The organism is Caulobacter sp. (assembly GCF_035254145.1).
In the GTDB taxonomy this organism is placed as follows: Bacteria; Pseudomonadota; Alphaproteobacteria; order Caulobacterales; family Caulobacteraceae; genus Caulobacter.
The window spans coordinates 1-15436 of record NZ_DATFAV010000002.1; the positions used below are offsets into that span (position 1 = coordinate 1).

16 protein-coding genes and 3 pseudogenes are annotated in these 15436 nt (G+C 66.1%); 4 read left to right on the forward strand and 15 right to left on the reverse strand.

Annotated elements, in window-relative coordinates:
• A pseudogene (locus VJ655_RS00035) lies at positions 1-155 on the forward strand (serine hydrolase); the annotation flags it as partial.
• Here VJ655_RS00035 and VJ655_RS21010 read toward each other — a convergent pair.
• From VJ655_RS21010 to VJ655_RS00055, 5 genes and pseudogenes are all read right to left on the reverse strand, one after another.
• Positions 115-249 (reverse strand): homoserine O-acetyltransferase/O-succinyltransferase family protein, encoded by a 135-nt coding sequence (locus VJ655_RS21010; RefSeq protein ID WP_414646898.1) that lies wholly within the window; start codon positions 247-249, stop codon positions 115-117. The pseudogene VJ655_RS00035 and the gene VJ655_RS21010 sit on opposite strands and share 41 nt — an antisense overlap.
• Complete coding sequence (locus tag VJ655_RS00040; RefSeq protein WP_324097338.1) at positions 233-745, reverse strand: hypothetical protein; 513 nt, start codon at positions 743-745, stop codon at positions 233-235. The genes VJ655_RS21010 and VJ655_RS00040 overlap by 17 nt, the downstream gene beginning before the upstream one ends.
• Before the next feature lie 154 nt (positions 746-899).
• Positions 900-989 (reverse strand): annotated as a pseudogene (locus VJ655_RS00045) (MucR family transcriptional regulator); the annotation flags it as partial.
• Positions 959-1171, reverse strand: coding sequence for a MucR family transcriptional regulator (locus tag VJ655_RS00050; RefSeq protein WP_324097339.1), 213 nt, complete (start codon positions 1169-1171; stop codon positions 959-961). The pseudogene VJ655_RS00045 and the gene VJ655_RS00050, both read right to left, overlap by 31 nt.
• Before the next feature lie 154 nt (positions 1172-1325).
• Entirely contained in the window at positions 1326-1694 is a 369-nt protein-coding gene (locus VJ655_RS00055) for a hypothetical protein (RefSeq protein ID WP_324097340.1), read from the reverse strand.
• Between the two features lie 334 nt (positions 1695-2028).
• On the opposite strand from VJ655_RS00055, the gene VJ655_RS00060 reads away from it, so the two are divergent.
• The gene (locus tag VJ655_RS00060; protein WP_324097341.1) at positions 2029-3150 is read left to right on the forward strand and encodes a hypothetical protein; all 1122 of its coding nucleotides are present in this window, start codon (positions 2029-2031) and stop codon (positions 3148-3150) included.
• Between the two features lie 214 nt (positions 3151-3364).
• Here VJ655_RS00060 and VJ655_RS00065 read toward each other — a convergent pair whose 3' ends face one another.
• The 7 genes from VJ655_RS00065 to VJ655_RS00095 form a co-directional block, all read right to left on the reverse strand.
• Positions 3365-4192, reverse strand: a complete 828-nt coding sequence (locus tag VJ655_RS00065; RefSeq protein ID WP_324097342.1) for a DJ-1/PfpI family protein — start codon at positions 4190-4192, stop codon at positions 3365-3367.
• 13 nt (positions 4193-4205) lie between these two features.
• The gene (locus VJ655_RS00070; RefSeq protein WP_324097343.1) at positions 4206-6335 is read right to left on the reverse strand and encodes a TonB-dependent receptor; all 2130 of its coding nucleotides are present in this window, start codon (positions 6333-6335) and stop codon (positions 4206-4208) included.
• A gap of 85 nt (positions 6336-6420) precedes the next feature.
• Positions 6421-6861 (reverse strand): DUF2946 family protein, encoded by a 441-nt coding sequence (locus tag VJ655_RS00075; protein WP_324097344.1) that lies wholly within the window; start codon positions 6859-6861, stop codon positions 6421-6423.
• On the reverse strand, positions 6858-8036 hold the full coding sequence (locus VJ655_RS00080; protein WP_324097345.1) for a PepSY domain-containing protein: 1179 nt from the start codon (positions 8034-8036) through the stop codon (positions 6858-6860). Before VJ655_RS00080 ends, VJ655_RS00075 begins: the two co-directional genes overlap by 4 nt.
• A gap of 2 nt (positions 8037-8038) precedes the next feature.
• Positions 8039-10090, reverse strand: coding sequence for a TonB-dependent receptor (locus VJ655_RS00085; RefSeq protein ID WP_324097346.1), 2052 nt, complete (start codon positions 10088-10090; stop codon positions 8039-8041).
• A gap of 63 nt (positions 10091-10153) precedes the next feature.
• A complete protein-coding gene (locus VJ655_RS00090) occupies positions 10154-10591 on the reverse strand; it encodes a DUF2946 family protein (RefSeq protein ID WP_324097347.1) in 438 nt (145 codons plus the stop codon).
• Positions 10592-10693: 102 nt separating this feature from the next.
• Positions 10694-11533: a Shedu immune nuclease family protein gene (locus VJ655_RS00095; RefSeq protein ID WP_324097348.1), complete on the reverse strand. Its 840-nt coding sequence runs from the start codon at positions 11531-11533 to the stop codon at positions 10694-10696.
• 470 nt (positions 11534-12003) lie between these two features.
• On the opposite strand from VJ655_RS00095, the gene VJ655_RS00100 reads away from it, so the two are divergent.
• Complete coding sequence (locus tag VJ655_RS00100; protein ID WP_324097352.1) at positions 12004-12489, forward strand: hypothetical protein; 486 nt, start codon at positions 12004-12006, stop codon at positions 12487-12489.
• A 40-nt stretch (positions 12490-12529) separates the two neighbouring features.
• Here VJ655_RS00100 and VJ655_RS00105 read toward each other — a convergent pair whose 3' ends face one another.
• Positions 12530-12679 carry a hypothetical protein gene (locus tag VJ655_RS00105; protein WP_324097349.1) on the reverse strand — a complete coding sequence of 50 codons (150 nt, stop codon included), beginning with the start codon at positions 12677-12679 and terminating at the stop codon, positions 12530-12532.
• Positions 12680-12946: 267 nt separating this feature from the next.
• Positions 12947-13687 (reverse strand): DUF3313 family protein, encoded by a 741-nt coding sequence (locus VJ655_RS00110; RefSeq protein WP_324097350.1) that lies wholly within the window; start codon positions 13685-13687, stop codon positions 12947-12949.
• Positions 13688-13882: 195 nt separating this feature from the next.
• Between VJ655_RS00110 and VJ655_RS00115 the strand changes: the two genes are divergently transcribed.
• Positions 13883-15049: an NAD-dependent epimerase/dehydratase family protein gene (locus VJ655_RS00115; RefSeq protein WP_324097351.1), complete on the forward strand. Its 1167-nt coding sequence runs from the start codon at positions 13883-13885 to the stop codon at positions 15047-15049.
• Positions 15050-15296: 247 nt separating this feature from the next.
• On the opposite strand, the pseudogene VJ655_RS00120 reads toward VJ655_RS00115, so the two are convergent.
• Positions 15297-15436 (reverse strand): annotated as a pseudogene (locus VJ655_RS00120) (serine hydrolase); the annotation flags it as partial.

Genomic DNA, 15436 nt, shown 5'->3' on the forward strand with positions numbered 1-15436 from the left:
CGTTCGCGTCGGGCAACGGCGGCAACAAGATCTACGTGGTCCCGGCTCGCCATCTCGTCGTCGCCATTACCTCCAGCGCCTACGGCTACGGCTATGGACAACGTCGATCCGAGGCTATCCTGAAGGCGATCCTCGATGCCTCCGGAGGATCGTGAGAGTACTGGGCTTGTCCGGCATCAGGTTCAGCAAGCCGATCCGCAAAGGCCGAATGTGCTGCCGAACTGCGGTCGCCTCAAGTCGGGTGCTCAAAGCTCAGAGCTTCAGCGATGGTGGTGTGGGCCACCGGTTGGACATCAAACGAATTGAGCCCCAGGGTGCATTCCATCCATTTCAGGTGTGGATAGCGCCCCGTCATCGCCTCGCGCAGTTCGTCTGACGCCTCGACCGAGGACCGGATTCCAAAGTGCAACTCCCGAAACGCTTGCTCGGGAACACGTAGGAAATGTTGAACCTCCGCCTGAGCGTCTCCTTTGAGCGTCCAGGCGCCGCTTCTGGTTTGATGCTCGCCAGCCTGCGTCATTCCGTGGACCGACTTGGCTACCCGAACCCCTTCCTCATAGGACCAATGGATCGGCTTGGTCAGGAAGAGCCGCTGCAGGCGTTCGAAGTTGTCGGCCTCGAACGCGATGCCCTGGCCCACGGGCGCGGGATCCAATCCCGAGAAGAAGGCCCAGTCGGGCCAGCGTGAAGCATAGACGATCGAACCGAACTGGGCGGGGATCAGGTTGGTGGCCACGTCGGTCAAGCCAGCCAAGCTGACATCGATCCCCAACACCACCCCACGATGGCTGCCGGCTTAGTGGGCCCACATCAAGGGATTGGTCGGTGTGCACGTCAGACACAGCAAGCCGGTAATCCTTCGGCAGGCCCCACTTCTCTCGATAGGCGTCGACCGTAAGGCCGTACGTGGACAAGCGCCTTTTGAGCGTACGGTAGGGCTTGCTGTCCTCGAAGCTGATCAGCGCATCGGGCGCGATCGACTTCCGGATTTGGGCAGGTGTCGCTTTCTGAGTTCGGCGACCGGCGCGGCTTCAGGCGAGCCGACACCGTGCAGGGCGTCATAGGTCGAGCGGATCAGCGCAGGCAAATCGGCGACAGCGACAGAATTGTTTCCGACATATGCTGAGACAATCTCGGCGACCAATTCAATGTTCTTGGGAAGTTTGTCCATAGTGAGCCTTCCGAACAATTCGAATCGTGAGGCTATAGGACTGTTAGAGCCGCGCCAAACTTGACATCAAAGGCGTGTTCTCTATTCTCAATCTGCGCTTAGCGCGAAGGGTGCCCCCTTCGGTGTTCGGGTCAAACCCGCCGGCTCCAGCGGATCAGTGCCCGCCTTCGACCCAGGGCACGCCAGCGTCGCGAAAGGCCTGAGCCAGCGCCGCTTCCAAGTCCAGCGACTCCCATTGCCGCATGGGATTGAGGTGCTCGGTCAAGGCGGGCAAAAGCCGGACACCGAAGCGTTTGGCCGCGCCGCTGGCCTTGTAGCCGGTCTTGTGCTGGTCGAAGCGCAGGTCAGGATCGCGCGAGGTCTGACCGACATAGAGGCCCCAGGGGTCGGCCCGGCGCGGGTCGCGCAGCAGGACGACATAGACCGAGTGCTTGGCGCCCCTGGCCCCACGGGTGATGGCCTTGAACGCGCGCGCGGCGCGTTCGGCCTTCGGCGACCAGGTTGGCCCGCTGGGTTGAACCATGCGGAGAGCCTAAGGGGCGAACGGATCGGCGCCAATGCCGTCGGCTTCGTTGTCGAAGCCCTCTCCGCGAGGTCACGACAGATCCGTGGCGGGCCTTCTCACGACGACAATGCCCACCTGGCCAATGATCCGGAGCGCGTGAATTGTGGCGGCCACGGCGCCCTTGAAAGCGTCGCCCGTCGGCCCCAGCTTAGGAGCGGTAGGACGCACCCAACCTGTCGCCGGGTTAAACGTGTCCGAGGTCTCCGACCTTCGATGTCTCTGTCTTCATGGATCCTGTCCTTGGGGCTGTTGCGTAATCGGCGAACGACGGCCCGTAATGAGGAACAGACCCATGATGGTCCCCATCTCTCCTGCGGACATGACTCCGCTCAAGGCGCACCTCCTGACGCTCGCGCCGACGATCAAGGCCTCGCATCGCGCCGAGGCCATGGCGCGTGGCTTGGGTTTCGGCAGCAACGCCGCGCTGCTCACGGCCCTCGATCAAGGCCCTGTGCCCTGCGACGTCGACAACCTCGCCTTCGCTGCGTTTCTGCGGGAACGGGGCGGCGAGACTCTGCCGCCCGATGTTCTCTCCGAAGCCGTCGTGCGCACGAAGCTGGGCGTGGAACGGGCGGCGATCCAAGCCGTGCTGGCCCAACAGCCCGAACTTTCCGCCAACGGTTTCCGGACCCATTGGCCCCAGAAGTCGGCCCAGGAACAAGCCGACGTCTTCCAAGCCTCCCGCGCGGCCATGACCCAGGCGCCCTATCTTGAACAGTTCGCGCGCGCCGTGGCCTTCCTGCAAACCAAGGCGAAGTCGGCCACTGTCTCGCGCAAGCGCACTAGCTATGGCTACAAGCACGACGCCGAGACCTTCCACGAAGCCGCCAACCCTGACGGCGACCCTTACGTCGCCAACGGCATGTTCATCGCCGCGGCGGCGCACCTGGGGTTCACCGTCAAGCGGGACGGCGCCAGCCCCAACGCCTTTATCAACCTCGCTGAGCCCAAGACCCCGCGTCACAGCAACCAGTTGGCCGGAAGCCTCCGCGGCCCCAAGAAGCGGGCGGCCTGGCGCAACCTGATGGTCGCGGCGATCAACGCCGGCCTCGATCAGGATCTCTTCGGCCTGGCCGAGAACGACAACCGGTGGGGGTCCGAGTACGGGATCTACCGGTTCGACTTCGACGGACTGCCGGCGATCGCCTGCGTCCGTGACATCGGCTTTGGTGAACTGTCGGTGCACGCAGCCCTGAACCCGACGGACCGGGCCGAAGACTTTATCCGCACCCACAATGCCGGGTTCGTGGCGGGCGACGGGTTCGCTTCGGGCTGGCTCGAGCGAAAGCGCGGCCCTTGGCTGCAGACTTCGCAGACGCCCACCGGCGCGTTCCGCGCCGACCTGCTCGACCAGGTGGCCGCCGCGCACGTCCCGACCAAGGGCTATGCGGACAATGGTCGCGTGATGCTCTAAAGGCGTCGGCGAGACGGCCCAATAGCGGCCGTCTCGCCCCCTCCGGGACGACCTATTCCCTCGTTCCGAAGCCCGCTCCCTCAGCCCCGCCCGCTCAATCCTAGGCGTTGGCCCGGACGATCGGCTTCAGGCTGCAGGCGACGCCCGCCGCTGAAGCCGGTGGCGTAGACGTCGCGCCTGCCGCAGTCGGCCAAGCGCTATCGTTGGGCCTCGGTCAGCCTCTCGCCGCCGCAAGCGCCTGCGCATGCCTCGTGAAGTCGGCCGTCATCTCGATCATGGCCGTTCTGACCTCCGCGGAGGCGGTCTTCATCGAGCCGGCGTTGAAAGGCGGGTGAGGATCGTACTCGCTCATCAGTTGGGTGCATTCGGCATAGGTTCGGCCCCGCAACTCGGCGACCATGCTGAGGCCAAAGTCGAGGCCGGCGGTCACGCCCGCGCCGGTGATCCGGTTGCGGTCACGCACCACCCGGGCGTCGGTCGGAATGGCGCCGAACCCGGCCAGCACCTCACGCACCGACCAGTGGGAGGTGGCCCGGTAGCCCTTCAAGAGACCGGCCGCGCCGAGGATTAGCGACCCCGAGCAAACGCTGGTGACGTATTGGGCCCGGACGCCGCGATCGGCCATGAAAGCCAGGGTCCGCGGGTCGGAGGCCGCCGCCAGCGTGCCGTTCGTGCCGCCCGGCGTGAAGAGGACGGCCAGGTCGCGCGGGCAGGTCTCGAAGGTGGCGTCGGGGACGATCGTCAACCCCGCGTCGCTGATCACCGGATCGAGCGTCTTGGCGACGATGTGGATCTTCGCGCCCATCAGCGAGCCGAACATGCAATGGGGGCCGACGAGATCCATCACCGTCATGCCGGGATAGACCAGCATGGCGATCTGCTCGTCGCCCATCCATTGGACGTTCTTCATCTCGCCCTTGTCTGGCATCGGGTGTGAAGGCGGCGCCTGCGGCGCGGCATGGGTCTGGGCGGCGGCTCGGCTGGCGACCAAGGGGGCCAGCAGCGCGAACAAAGCGGCGTTGCGCCGATCGATCTGGGACATCTGTGGACCTTCTCTAGAACTTGGCTTTGAGGGTGACGTAGGCCGAGCGCGGCTGGGTCGGCATCACCACGGGGAACGAGAAGTACTGGAAGGTGTCGTAGGCCTTGCGGCCGCCCAGGTTCACGGCCGAGACCTGGATCGTGAACCGGCCGATGTCGTAGGCGGCCTGGGCGTCGATCGCCGCATAGCCGGGAACCCAGACAGCGTTGGGCAGGGTCGTCTGCCGGGCGCCGAACGCCGTGACGCCCGCGCCGAACGACAGACCCTTGGCGGGGCCGTCCAGCACCCGGTAGCGGGCGGCGATCCGGCCGCTGTTCTTGGGGACGCGGGGCAAGGCGTCGCCGACCGGAATGGCGTTGTCCCGGGTCACCTCGGCCTGCGTGTGGGCGTAGTTGGCCAGCAGCGAGAAGGCCGGCATGGGCTCCCAGACGAAATCGGCCTCGAGGCCGCGCGCCCTTTGCTGGCCGGTCTGCACCGACATGAAGAGATTGTCCGGATCGGCGGTGGCGACGTTGTTGCGTGTCTGCTGGAAGGCGGCGAGCGTGCCCGACAGGCCGATGTCCTTGAGGGCGAACTTCACCCCGCCCTCGTAATTGGTCGAAGTCTCGGGCTTGGGCGTCTTCATGCCGATGAAGCCGAACGGCGCCTTGAAGGCCGTCGCGTAGCCGGCATAGAGCGCCACGCCCGGCCCGAGGTCGAAGGTCGCGCCGATCCGGGGCGAGACGTGGTTATAGGACGCGTCGGTCGCCTGTTCGCGTTCGTGGAAGTTCAGCCGGGTGTAGCGGAGCGACCCGGTCAGGTGCAGCCGCTCATAGTCGGCCTGGTCCTGAACATAGCCCGCGATCGTCTCGTAGGTGTCGGTCTGGGTCAGGCTGGCCGGGACCTCGTCGCCGAACGCCAGCGTATAGTGCGGGTCGGCCAGGTCGATCGCGCCGAGCGGCACGCCGGCAAAGCCCATGTTGGAATAGAAGTTGGTGTGGTCGTAGCTGGCGCCGACCAGGACCGTGTGACGCCCGCCCAGCAGGTCGGCCTTGGCCATCAGGTTGGCGTCAAACGTGCCTTCGGCCGCCTTGCTCAGCATGTTGAGGGCGAAGATCGGATAGACCGTGGGCGTGGCCGGATCGGGTCCGCCGAGGTCCGGATAGACGAAGCTCCCGTATTCGGGATTGTGGCTCTTGTAGTATCGCCCGCTGAGCGTCAGGCGCAGGTCGTCGCTGAAGGCGTGTCGCAGCTCGACGGTGGCCAGACGCTTGTCGATCGCCGTGCGCGGCTGGCCGATCGGCGCGCCGGGGAAGGCGTTGCGGTCGAGTCCGCCCGCCAGGGCCTGGACAGCCGGCAGGCCCGAATATTCCAGCTGGTCACGATGGCTGGCCTGCACTTGAACGAAGAGGTCTGTCTTGGGATCGATGGCGATGGAGAGGCTCGGCTGCACCGACCAGCGCTTGCCCTTCAACTGGTCCACCCAGCTCTCGTTGCTCTGATACTCGGCCGCGATCCTCGCATTGACGCCGCTCGCCAGGGGCAGGTTCACCTCGCCATAGGGGTTCACGGTCGAGAAGCTTCCGGCGCGCAGGGCGACATAGCCGCCGAAGGTGTCGGTCGGACGCGCGGACACGATATTGATCAGCCCGCCGAGCGGCGAGCCCAGGCCGCCGCCATAGAGGGTCGAGCTTGGTCCCTTGAGCACCTCGATCCGCTCGACGCCGATCAGGCTGTCGGGATCATTGGCCGCCTGGGTCTGGCCAAAGAGCGGCAGGCCATCGACATAGATTTCCGAGGCAAAGCCCCGCACCAGCGGCGAGGTGAACAGGATCTCCTCGGACTTGGTGGGCGTGACGCCTGAGACGTTGACCAGGGCGTCGGCCAGGGTGCGGCGATCCTGCTCCGCGATCAGCGTGCGGGTCAGCACCTGCACCGATTGCGGGACCTGGATCAACGGCGTGTCGGTGCGGGTGGCCGAGGCGGCCGTGGGCGCGGCGTAGCTCTGCCGAGCGCCGGTGACCAGGACCTCGCTGACCCAGCTTTGGCCGCTCGACGGCTTGCCGGAGGGCGTGGCGGTGTCGTCAGTGGATTGGGCCAGGGCCGGTTGAAAGCCGCAGAGCAGGGCGAGCGCGCTGGCGCTCGCGAACACGAAAATACGCATGAGATTAGAGTCCCCCGGGACCGGCGCTTTGGCCGTCCTCGATCCAGGCATGAACATCCGCGCCCACGGGAGGCGCAGCGGTAAGTCAGGCGATCGGGAAACGAGCGGGAGGGCCGCGAGGCGGCGGCGGGGGCGCGGCCAGTCCGCGACCGGGCGTGACGGGAGACGGCGCGCCGGCTTGGACCGCCTCCTCGAACGCCACGAAATCGACGGGTTCGAAGGCGCGCAGGTCCGGGATGGGCGCCGCTGCGCCATGGCCGGCGAAGAGACAGGGCGCATCGTGCGAGGACTTTTCGGCGGGCTTGTCCTTGCCCGCGCTTGCCGGGCCGAGCAGCGTCGCGCCTTGGATGACGCGCGGACCCTGGCCGGTGCAGAGGACCAGCGGGAAGCTGGCCCCTTGCGACGGCTGCGCGATCATCGTGCCGGGCGGTACAAGGACCTTCAGCGCAAGCGCCAGAAGCGCGAGCGCCACGAAAACACCGCGCACCGGAAGCCAACCTCGACCAACTTGGGCGTGTTGGGTCATTGGGGCCTTCCCAACACACGCGGTCGGCGGGTGATGGGAGTGGCCGGTCGGCGCGCCCTGTGCCTCAGACGCCAACGCATGACGCCCAGGAACAACAGGAAGGTCGGCGCGAGCCCGGCGATGAAGGCGATCCAGCGGGTCGCGAGCCCGCCGACCGAGCCGTCGTGCAGCGGGTGGATCCAGTTGAGCAGCATATCGTGGGGACCCGCGCGGCGCGCATCGGTGATCGCCAGGACGGCGCCGTTCGCGGGATCGATCCAGAAGAAGCTGTGAGGAAAGCGCGCGCTGGGATCGCCCGGCGCCTGCATCCGGATGCGATAGAGGCCATGATCTATCGATGGCGTTTCGATCCAAGCGACGCTGGTGCCCGGTAGGGCGTTCACGGCAGCGGCCACAGCGCGGTCGAGGCTGACGCGGCGCTCGGGCGTGAAGGAACGCTCGGCCGCCGCTGCCCCCGGCGGTTGACCTGGCGCCCCCAGGATCGGCGACAGCACCTGGGCGGACTCCTTGGGCAGGGCCAGCAGCACGCCAGTGATCGTCAGGAGCAGCAGAAAGCCCAATGAAGACAGGCCTGTCAGCTTGTGCAGATCATAGAGGCGACGCCCCGGCGCGGCTTCAGGCTTGAACCGCAGGGCCTTGCCAAGACTGCCCGGACGCGGCCACCAGGCCGCCAGTCCCGCCAGCATCAGGACCAACATGGCCAGACCGCTGTAGCCCAGGATCTTGCCGCCGGTCCCCTGCAAGAGCAGGCGATGGTGCAGGTCGTAGATCCAGGTGACGGCGTATTCGCCCCAATAGTCGCGCCGCAGCACTCGGCCGCCATCGGCCGCCAGCCAGACCATCATTGGCGCGAAATCCCGCCCCGCGCGCTCGGCCGGTTTGTAATAACGGGCCGGAATGTCGCCCCCGCGACCGGTGACCTCGAACCGCCAGGATCCAGCCTTGTCCGGATAGACCGTTCGCACCGTCCGATAGGCGCGCTCCCAGCTTGGCGCCGGCGCCGAGCCGACAAGGGAGATCTCCGGATGCAGCGCGTCGTCTATCTGCGGATAGAAGACCAGGATCGAGCCGGTCAGACCGATGACCGCCAGCAGAACGCCCAGCGACAGGCCCAGCCAAAGGTGGACCCGCCGCGCCAGAGCGCGGACGTCAAGCTTGGCGCGCGGGGGCGTCACGACTAGTACCGCAGACGCGCCGAGACGAAGGCCGACCGGCCATCGCCCGGGCTATGCAGGGTCTGGGCGCCGTCCCACCAGACATATTCGCGGTCTGCGTCGGTCAGGTTCTTGATCTGCAGGCGCAGTTCGATGTGGTCGTTCAACTGGTAGGCTGCGTCGAGATCGACGGAGACATAGTCGCCGTACTTGCCATGATCATTGGTGGTCGTCAGTTGGTAGGCGGTCTGGCCCGATCCCGAGAGTGACAGGGTCAGACGGTCGGTTGCGGCGAAATCCACCCCGCCGGAAACCAGCCATTCGGGGACGTGATCGATGGTCTTGCCGGCCAGGGCTGGCGTCGAAGGATCGGGTGTCTTGATCCTGGCTTTCTGCCAGGCGGTTGCGCCCCAGGCCTTCCAGCGCCGGCTGAGTTGCGCATCGACTTGAAGATCGACGCCCTTGCGGTCGGTGGCGCCGAGGTTGTCGAAATCCCCCAGCGGATCGTTGAGCTTGCGCTTGATCTCGCCGGTCGCCGTCTGATCCCAGATCGCCAGACGGGCGGTGAAACCCTCGCTGGGTGCGTAGCGGACACCCGTCTCCCAGCCTTCGTTGATCGAGGGCTTCAGATCCGCCGTTCGGGGCGGGATCAGATAGGCTCCCGAACCGACCCCAACCTGGAAGCTCCGGCCCCAGTTGGCGTAGAGGGTGACGCCGGACGCGGGCCGAACGGCGACGCTGAACTTGGGCTGTTGGATGGCGCCGTAGTCGTTGATCGGCGCGGCCGCGCCGGTCAGGCGATTGAGGAAGTCGCCGTCGATCCAGTCGATCCGCCAGGCCGGCGTCAGGGTCAGCCAATCGGTCGGCTCGATGACCGCCTGGGCGTAGACGCCGCCCGCCGTCAGATTGAACTTCTGGTCACGGGTCTTGCTGGTGACGGTTCGCTCGACGGTGTTGTAGCGCAGCGAGATGTTGTCCTGCCGCTGGACGTCCCCGCCCACCTCCAGGACCAAACGCGACAGGGCGTCGACCGATGGCTCGTAGCGAAGGGCGGTCAGCGCGCCCCAGTGCTCTTCCTCGGTGTAGCGCCGCTGCTGGCTGGCCGAGGCCGAGTATTTCACATAGCGATCGTCGCGCAGGGTCTCGTAGTAGGCCTTGCTCGACCAAGACAGCGTTTCGCTGGGCGTCCAGTCCAGATGGAGGCTGTACTGGCCCATCTTCCGCTCGTCGCCATCGGTGCGGTTATAGGCGTTGGTCGAGGACGGGTCGGTAGCGGCCTGGGCCGCCGTCAGGTAGCCGGGTTCATCGGCGGTTCCCTTATAGATCCGGGCGATCAGGCCAGCGCGCAGCGAATCCGTGGGTTTGTAAAACCACTTGCCTGCCAGGCTCACGCGTTCGAGATCGCCATGGTCGCGATAGCCGTCGCTGCGGCGGTAGGCGGCCAGGTAGTTCTGGCTGAAGGCGCCCGTTTCCCGGCCGCCCGAAACCTGGCCTTCATAGGTGGCGTAGGAGCCGGCCAGAACCTTGGCGTCGAGATAGGTCCCGCCGATCCGGGTCAGGACGTTGGCCGAGCCGGCGACGGCATGCAGTCCATAGCGCGGATCGCTGGTGCCCCGCACGACTTCGATCCCGGCGATGTCCAGCGGGAACACCATGTCGAGATACGGCATGTTGCCGTCGTTGCTGTTGGACGGCACGCCGTCGATCAGCAGCTTGACGGCGTTGACCTCGCCCTCGCCGTTGAAGCCGCGGAAGGAGAACTTGCCGCTGGTGGTCCCCTGGTTGAAGTCGGTGACCAGCACGCCGGGCAGGCGGCCTATCAGTTCCCAGGCGTAGTCGACGCTGGCGGCCTGGGCGACGTCGCCGCCCAGGCGATCGACCGAGGTCAGGAGGCTTTTGGACGATCCGGCCGCGTTGGGCGCGGTGATGATCACCTCGCCGACCGTGAAATCGACGCCGTCGCGCTTGGGCGGCTGCTCAGCGGTTTGTGCGAGGGTGGGCGTGGCGGATAGTCCGCAGGCGAGCGCGGCGAGAAGAGCGCGCGCGGAAACCGCGCGGCGAAGGTCAGAAGACATCAGAAGTTCCGATCATGTGAACGCACAAGGGCCGGCGCGCTTGGGCGGCCGACGGCTTAGAGGTCAGATGATCGTTGGAGGACCTGTGGGCGGCGGCGGCGGAGCGGCGAGGCCCCGGCCAGGCATGATCGCGCGCCTCGGCGGCGCGACCGGTTCTACATAGGCGACGATTTGGTCCGCGCCGGCGGCGATCAGGCTCGGGGGTGGCGCGTTCGCACCTTGGGCCGCGAACGGACAGGGGGTGTCGTGAGCGGGCTTGCCGCCCTTGTCGCTCCCCTTGTTCGATCCGAGGACGTCGCCGGCGGCGACCGTCTTTGCGCCATCGGCGGTGCAGAGCACCAAGGCGAACGGCAGGCCGTTGCGCTGGTCCGCTCCTGGCATGAAGCCGACCGGGATGATGATTTTCAGCGCGATCGCCAGGGTCGCGAGCACCAGGAAGGCGTCGCGCGCAAGCAGTCTTGCAGTGGCGGTCAGACGAGTCACACGCGCGATGTAGCGCAACCTGGCGGACCTGTCTCGCGGTGCTGAATGCGGCGCGACCTTAAGGCAGGGGGGGGCGAACACTGATGGCTCCGCAGTCAACCCGATCAAGGCATAGCCAGTTCAATGGCGAAGGCTGCGGTCGCGCGGCTCCATCGATCGCATGGTCGGCCTGGCTGCGGCGAGACGCCGCGCCGACCAGTGACCGCTTGCCTTAGGGCGTCCGTTAACCAATTTGGCCCGATGGCCAAGTACGAACCCCTCCGACGCTATCTCGCCTGTCAGAAGACGGCGCGCGTCGAGCTGACCTTCACCGTTGAATAGGAGTTCGCCCGTGGGATCGCCATCGGCGCCGCTGACGGTGATTGCCCGAGACAGGCGATCAACGGTGTCGGCCACTGTGGTCTGAACCTGGGCGACGCCGCCGCTCACTTCCTTTGAGACAGCCCAGGCGCCCGAACGGTAAGGCTTACCTGGATCCAACAACTCAGCGTCGTGCCTCTTTATCTCAACGAAGCATAGCGAACTTATGATTCCGCGCGTCTTCATCAGCGCGTCGATACGCTTTCCAGGGCCTGACAAGTCGGCGCCGCGAACGGTCTGCTCAAGCCGCCTTTCGTCGAGCCCAGACAGAAACTGATAGGTTAGGCCGTACCCAAATATCCACGTGTTCTCTTCGAAGAAGGCCTGCCACGTGGCCTCCGGCGTCTTGCCATAGTGAACTTGCTCAGCAGCGAACGCACCAGGATCGTTCAGCATCCGCTCGAACCTATCCAGCTGGCGGCGTCGATATCCCACAGCGACCAGATCACGCTGGAGGTCTTCACGTTCCGCTAGTGCGACAAACAGGTCTTGGTTCGTGCTGAAAATCTGGTGAGCCTGGGCCGCGTCGATCACGACGGTTCGCACGGCATCGCGAGAAAGCTTTCCTTTGCCATCACCGCCGAAATCGATGGTCTTCATGATCCGCGACAACGAACTCGAAGACGCCTGGCCGTGAATGGAAATGTGCGATCCCGGTTTCGGCGGCGCCGGAATGCTCCTCGAAATTACTTCTGATCTCTCCAATGGCTGCAACCATCTGTGCGGCCCATGCGGTTGGCAAGCCGGCCGCTATCGCGGCTCCCTTGGCCTGCCGCGCAAACACGTGCCAACGCGCCTCCGGGGGGCGCCGCGCGGACGGCGACCTCGCGCGGAGAAATCGTCGCGAGGTCTTGAGGTTCTGAGGAGGCTTTGAACCTGCCGGCCTGAAAGGTTCGTGGAAGCTTCAAGTGTCAACGCGCTCGAGACCGCGCTGGCCGGTCGTTCCGCCGGAGCGTTTCTCGATGTTTGACCATTCCATCAGTTCCCGCGGCGCGCGGCGGCGGCGTGCTTTAGGCCGATCCACGATCACAGCATACGTCATCGCCGCCGCCGTTCTAGCTTCTCTGACTATGACCGCGTGCGTCGGCTTCACGCCGCTGTATGGGCGTTCCGTCGCCGGTGGTCTCGCCAGCATCGAGACTGTCGCTCCCGAGGGACGCAGCGGCTATCTGCTGCGAGAGCAGCTCGATGACGCCCTAGGTCATCGGGCGGGGGCGCCAGCCGCCTACAGGCTCGTGCTCTCGGTGAACGAGCGCCGGTTCTCGCGCGGCGTTCGCCTGGACAACACGGCCAACCGCTTCGAGCTGCAAATGAGCGTCGCCTGGCGCTTGCTGGACTTGGAGACAGGTGCGGAGGTGCGCAAGGGGCTGGCGAACACTGGGGTGACCTACGATTCCGCCGACCAGCCCTTTGCGGCCATGATCGCCCAGGGCGAGGGGCAGGAGCGCGCGGCGACCGAGGTCGCGCGGAAGATCCAATTGGAACTCGCGACTTGGTTGGCTCACAAGACCTCGCAGACGCCGGAACCGCTTCATGGCTCTCCTGTCGGAAGGTGATGAAGGTGCATCGACCTCGCCGTGGCCCGATGGCCGCCCATCAAGCCGCCATGATCCCGACTGGGGCCCCACCACCCTGTTCACTCAAGGCCGCTTCGAACCAGACGCCGAACAGTTGGCCCACCTGGATGCGCGCGGCGTGACGATCGAGCGCCAACCGGTGGTCGGGCTGTTGGGCGACCCGGGACATCAAACTCGCAGCTTGAGGGCATTTGGGCGGTGGCGTCTTCCTCACTAGCAAGACTTCCAGCGATAGAGGGCTCGTGAGGCTTGGCTTTGGCTGTGGAACGCTCCGCGACAAATGATCGTAAGACCTGTCCTTCTTTCGATCGGGTGTTTGGGCGCCGGGCCAGATCGGCCGGGCTATGTGCGCCACGCCAGCCCGGAACACGTCCAGAACGCGGCCGGCATCCTGGTCGATCCGGGCGGAAGGTCGGGGCAAGAGGGCGCCGGGCGGTTACCGCGACTCGGGGTTGCGAGGCTGAGGCTCAAGGTGGGCGCACGGATCAGAAGCCGAGGTTGGCCGCGCCCGGCGCACGCCGCGCGAAAAGGCCCTGTCGACGGCGCCGCCCAGCGAGCGGGCCAGCCGCATGGCGTCGCTCGCAGGAGAGCTTGGCGCTTGCATAGCCGCCAGGCCGCCGATGGTTTGCGACCACAGGACGGCCGTCGCCCGCTGTCCGTCCGGGGTGAGCAACTCCGAGTACACGGTCAGGCCGCCAAGAACCGTGGGCGCGCGAAACGCCGCGCCAGGACGCGCGAGGTTCGGGGCCTCCGCACGACCCTGGCTGGTGGGCTCGATGTGGATGATCGTCGTACGAACCGTTCCGGCGTCCGCAGCCGGCGCCACGGCGATCTCGAAATGCCGGCTGAGCGCCAAGCAGATCTTATGATCGACCTCAAGCCTCACCGCGGTCACGTCGTCCCAGCCCAACGAGGCGTCGGCGCCGATCTTCAGCGCGCTGGGCTCGATATAGACACGGGTTATGGCGTCGGCGAGCCGGGGGCTGTGTGGCGCGCCCTCACGGCCGAGCGTGCGCCCGCGCTCGGCTTGGCGCGACGCATCGTTGATGCGGGGTGCCGGGACCGACTGACACCCAGCCGCGGCCAGCAGAATTGTCGATAGGGTGATAGCCTTGCCGGTCGCCCCGCTGGCAAGGCGCGGGAAGGCTCGGCGATCAGTTTCGTAAAACGGGGCCATCGATGATTCCAGTTGCTGCGCGGCATTGGTCGCGCCTCAACCTTCCGCCAGCCTTTCAGCGAAAATCTCGCCCGCGCCTAGCGAGGGACCACACGCGCCGTCCCTGACCCGAGGCGACAGGACAGCCGCAAAATGTCCGCCGCCTGAAAGCTTCGTGGAAGCTTGAATGGTCATGACGAAAGCGGGCCGGCCTCGATGCGCTGGCCGACCTTGCACGAGGCGCCCGCCATGCTCACCGGCTTCGACGGTTCGATCGGCGCGGATCGCCAGCAGAGCGCTCCATTCGTGAACCTGGACAAGAAGCGTCAGCCCGCCGACAGGCCGGGGTCCGCCGCAAAGCTCGAGCCGCGCGGCGTGGCGCTGGTCACCGGCGGTTCCAGCTATGTCGCCGGATGGACCATCATCGCCCTGCTCCAGGCAGGCTACCGCGTTCGTGCGACGCTCGGTTCCCTAGCTCAGGAAGCCGAGGTCAGAACGGCCTTGGGCCGACATGTCCGCACGGAGGATCGCCTGTTCTTTGTCGCGGTCGATCCTTCGAGCGATGCGGGCTGGTCGCAGGCCATGAGCGGCGCGGACTATGTCCTGCACATCGCCTCGCCCTTGCAGGGCGTGCGATCGGCCCGGCACATGATCGCCGCGGCGCGGGCCGACACCGTCAGGATCTTGGCCACCGCGCGGGAGGCGGGGGTCAGGCGGGTGGTCATGACCTCTTCGGTCGAGGCCGCGCGCCCCTCGCGCTTGGTCAATGACGTGCTCTACGCCGACGAGCGCGTCTGGACCAACGCCTGGAACGTCACGCTCGGCCCCCACATCCGCGCCCGAACCCTTGGCGAGCGCGAGGCGTGGGCCTTCATGGCCCAGTCCAAAGGCTCGATGAGCTTGACCACGCTGCTGCCCAGTCTGGTTCTGGGTCCTGTATTGGGCGGACAGGATCATGAAAGCCTGGAGGTCGTAGCCCGCCTGCTTCGAGGCCAAGTGTCGAGCCTGCCCAAGGTAGGCTTCAGCATCGTTGACGTCCGCGATCTGGCCGATCTCTACATAAGGGCGATGGTGCATCCCGAGGCTGGCGGCCAGCGGTTCATCGCGACCGGGGCCTTCCTTTGGCTCGACTATATGGCCAGCCTTCTTCGCGCGGATCTCGCGAGTCACGCAAAGCGCGTGCCGAGGCGCAAAGCCTCGTCGCTGGCGACCTATTGCGCGGCATTGTTCAAGCCGCATCTGCGTCCGCTTCTGCGCGAGCTCTATCGACAACCCCACTACAGCAACGACAAGGCCCTCCGCGTCTTGGGATGGCGCGCCAGGCGCTCCAGCCAGATCCTGATCGACTGTGGCCAGAGCCTCATCCATCACGGCTTGGTCTAGTGGTCGCGAAAGCTCCTCGCACAGCAGGTGGCGGCCCTGCAGCCAGTCTGGGAAACTTGGTGGTCATGCGGTGAATCAGGTGGCGATAGGCGAGCGGATCCTTGGCCGAATGGTCGGTGAAGATCGTGCAGTCCGGCCGCTCCAGCACCCGCACGGCGCCCTTCAACTGCTTGAGACTTTCGTCGATGGTCGCGCGTGACCATCGACGCCACGCCGTGCCGAGATCCTGATCGTCGCGGAAGCGGCAGGCATCGAGGATCGCCTTCAGGATAGCCTCGGATCGACGTTGTCCATAGCCGTAGCCGTAGGCGCTGGAGGTAATGGCGACGACGAGATGGCGAGCCGGGACCACGTAGATCTTGTTGCCGCCGTTGCCCGACGCGAACG

Excerpts from the sequence above, each read along its gene's own strand:
- VJ655_RS00050 (WP_324097339.1), bottom strand. The coding sequence starts at position 1,171 with ATGGACAAACTTCCCAAGAACATTGAATTGGTCGCCGAGATTGTCTCA.
- VJ655_RS00055 (WP_324097340.1), bottom strand. The coding sequence starts at position 1,694 with ATGGTTCAACCCAGCGGGCCAACCTGGTCGCCGAAGGCCGAACGCGCC.
- VJ655_RS00060 (WP_324097341.1), top strand. The coding sequence starts at position 2,029 with ATGATGGTCCCCATCTCTCCTGCGGACATGACTCCGCTCAAGGCGCAC.
- VJ655_RS00065 (WP_324097342.1), bottom strand. The coding sequence starts at position 4,192 with ATGTCCCAGATCGATCGGCGCAACGCCGCTTTGTTCGCGCTGCTGGCC.
- VJ655_RS00070 (WP_324097343.1), bottom strand. The coding sequence starts at position 6,335 with ATGCGTATTTTCGTGTTCGCGAGCGCCAGCGCGCTCGCCCTGCTCTGC.
- VJ655_RS00075 (WP_324097344.1), bottom strand. The coding sequence starts at position 6,861 with ATGACCCAACACGCCCAAGTTGGTCGAGGTTGGCTTCCGGTGCGCGGT.
- VJ655_RS00085 (WP_324097346.1), bottom strand. The coding sequence starts at position 10,090 with ATGTCTTCTGACCTTCGCCGCGCGGTTTCCGCGCGCGCTCTTCTCGCC.
- VJ655_RS00095 (WP_324097348.1), bottom strand. The coding sequence starts at position 11,533 with ATGAAGACCATCGATTTCGGCGGTGATGGCAAAGGAAAGCTTTCTCGC.
- VJ655_RS00100 (WP_324097352.1), top strand. The coding sequence starts at position 12,004 with ATGACCGCGTGCGTCGGCTTCACGCCGCTGTATGGGCGTTCCGTCGCC.
- VJ655_RS00105 (WP_324097349.1), bottom strand. The coding sequence starts at position 12,679 with ATGTCCCGGGTCGCCCAACAGCCCGACCACCGGTTGGCGCTCGATCGT.
- VJ655_RS00110 (WP_324097350.1), bottom strand. The coding sequence starts at position 13,687 with ATGGCCCCGTTTTACGAAACTGATCGCCGAGCCTTCCCGCGCCTTGCC.
- VJ655_RS00115 (WP_324097351.1), top strand. The coding sequence starts at position 13,883 with ATGCGCTGGCCGACCTTGCACGAGGCGCCCGCCATGCTCACCGGCTTC.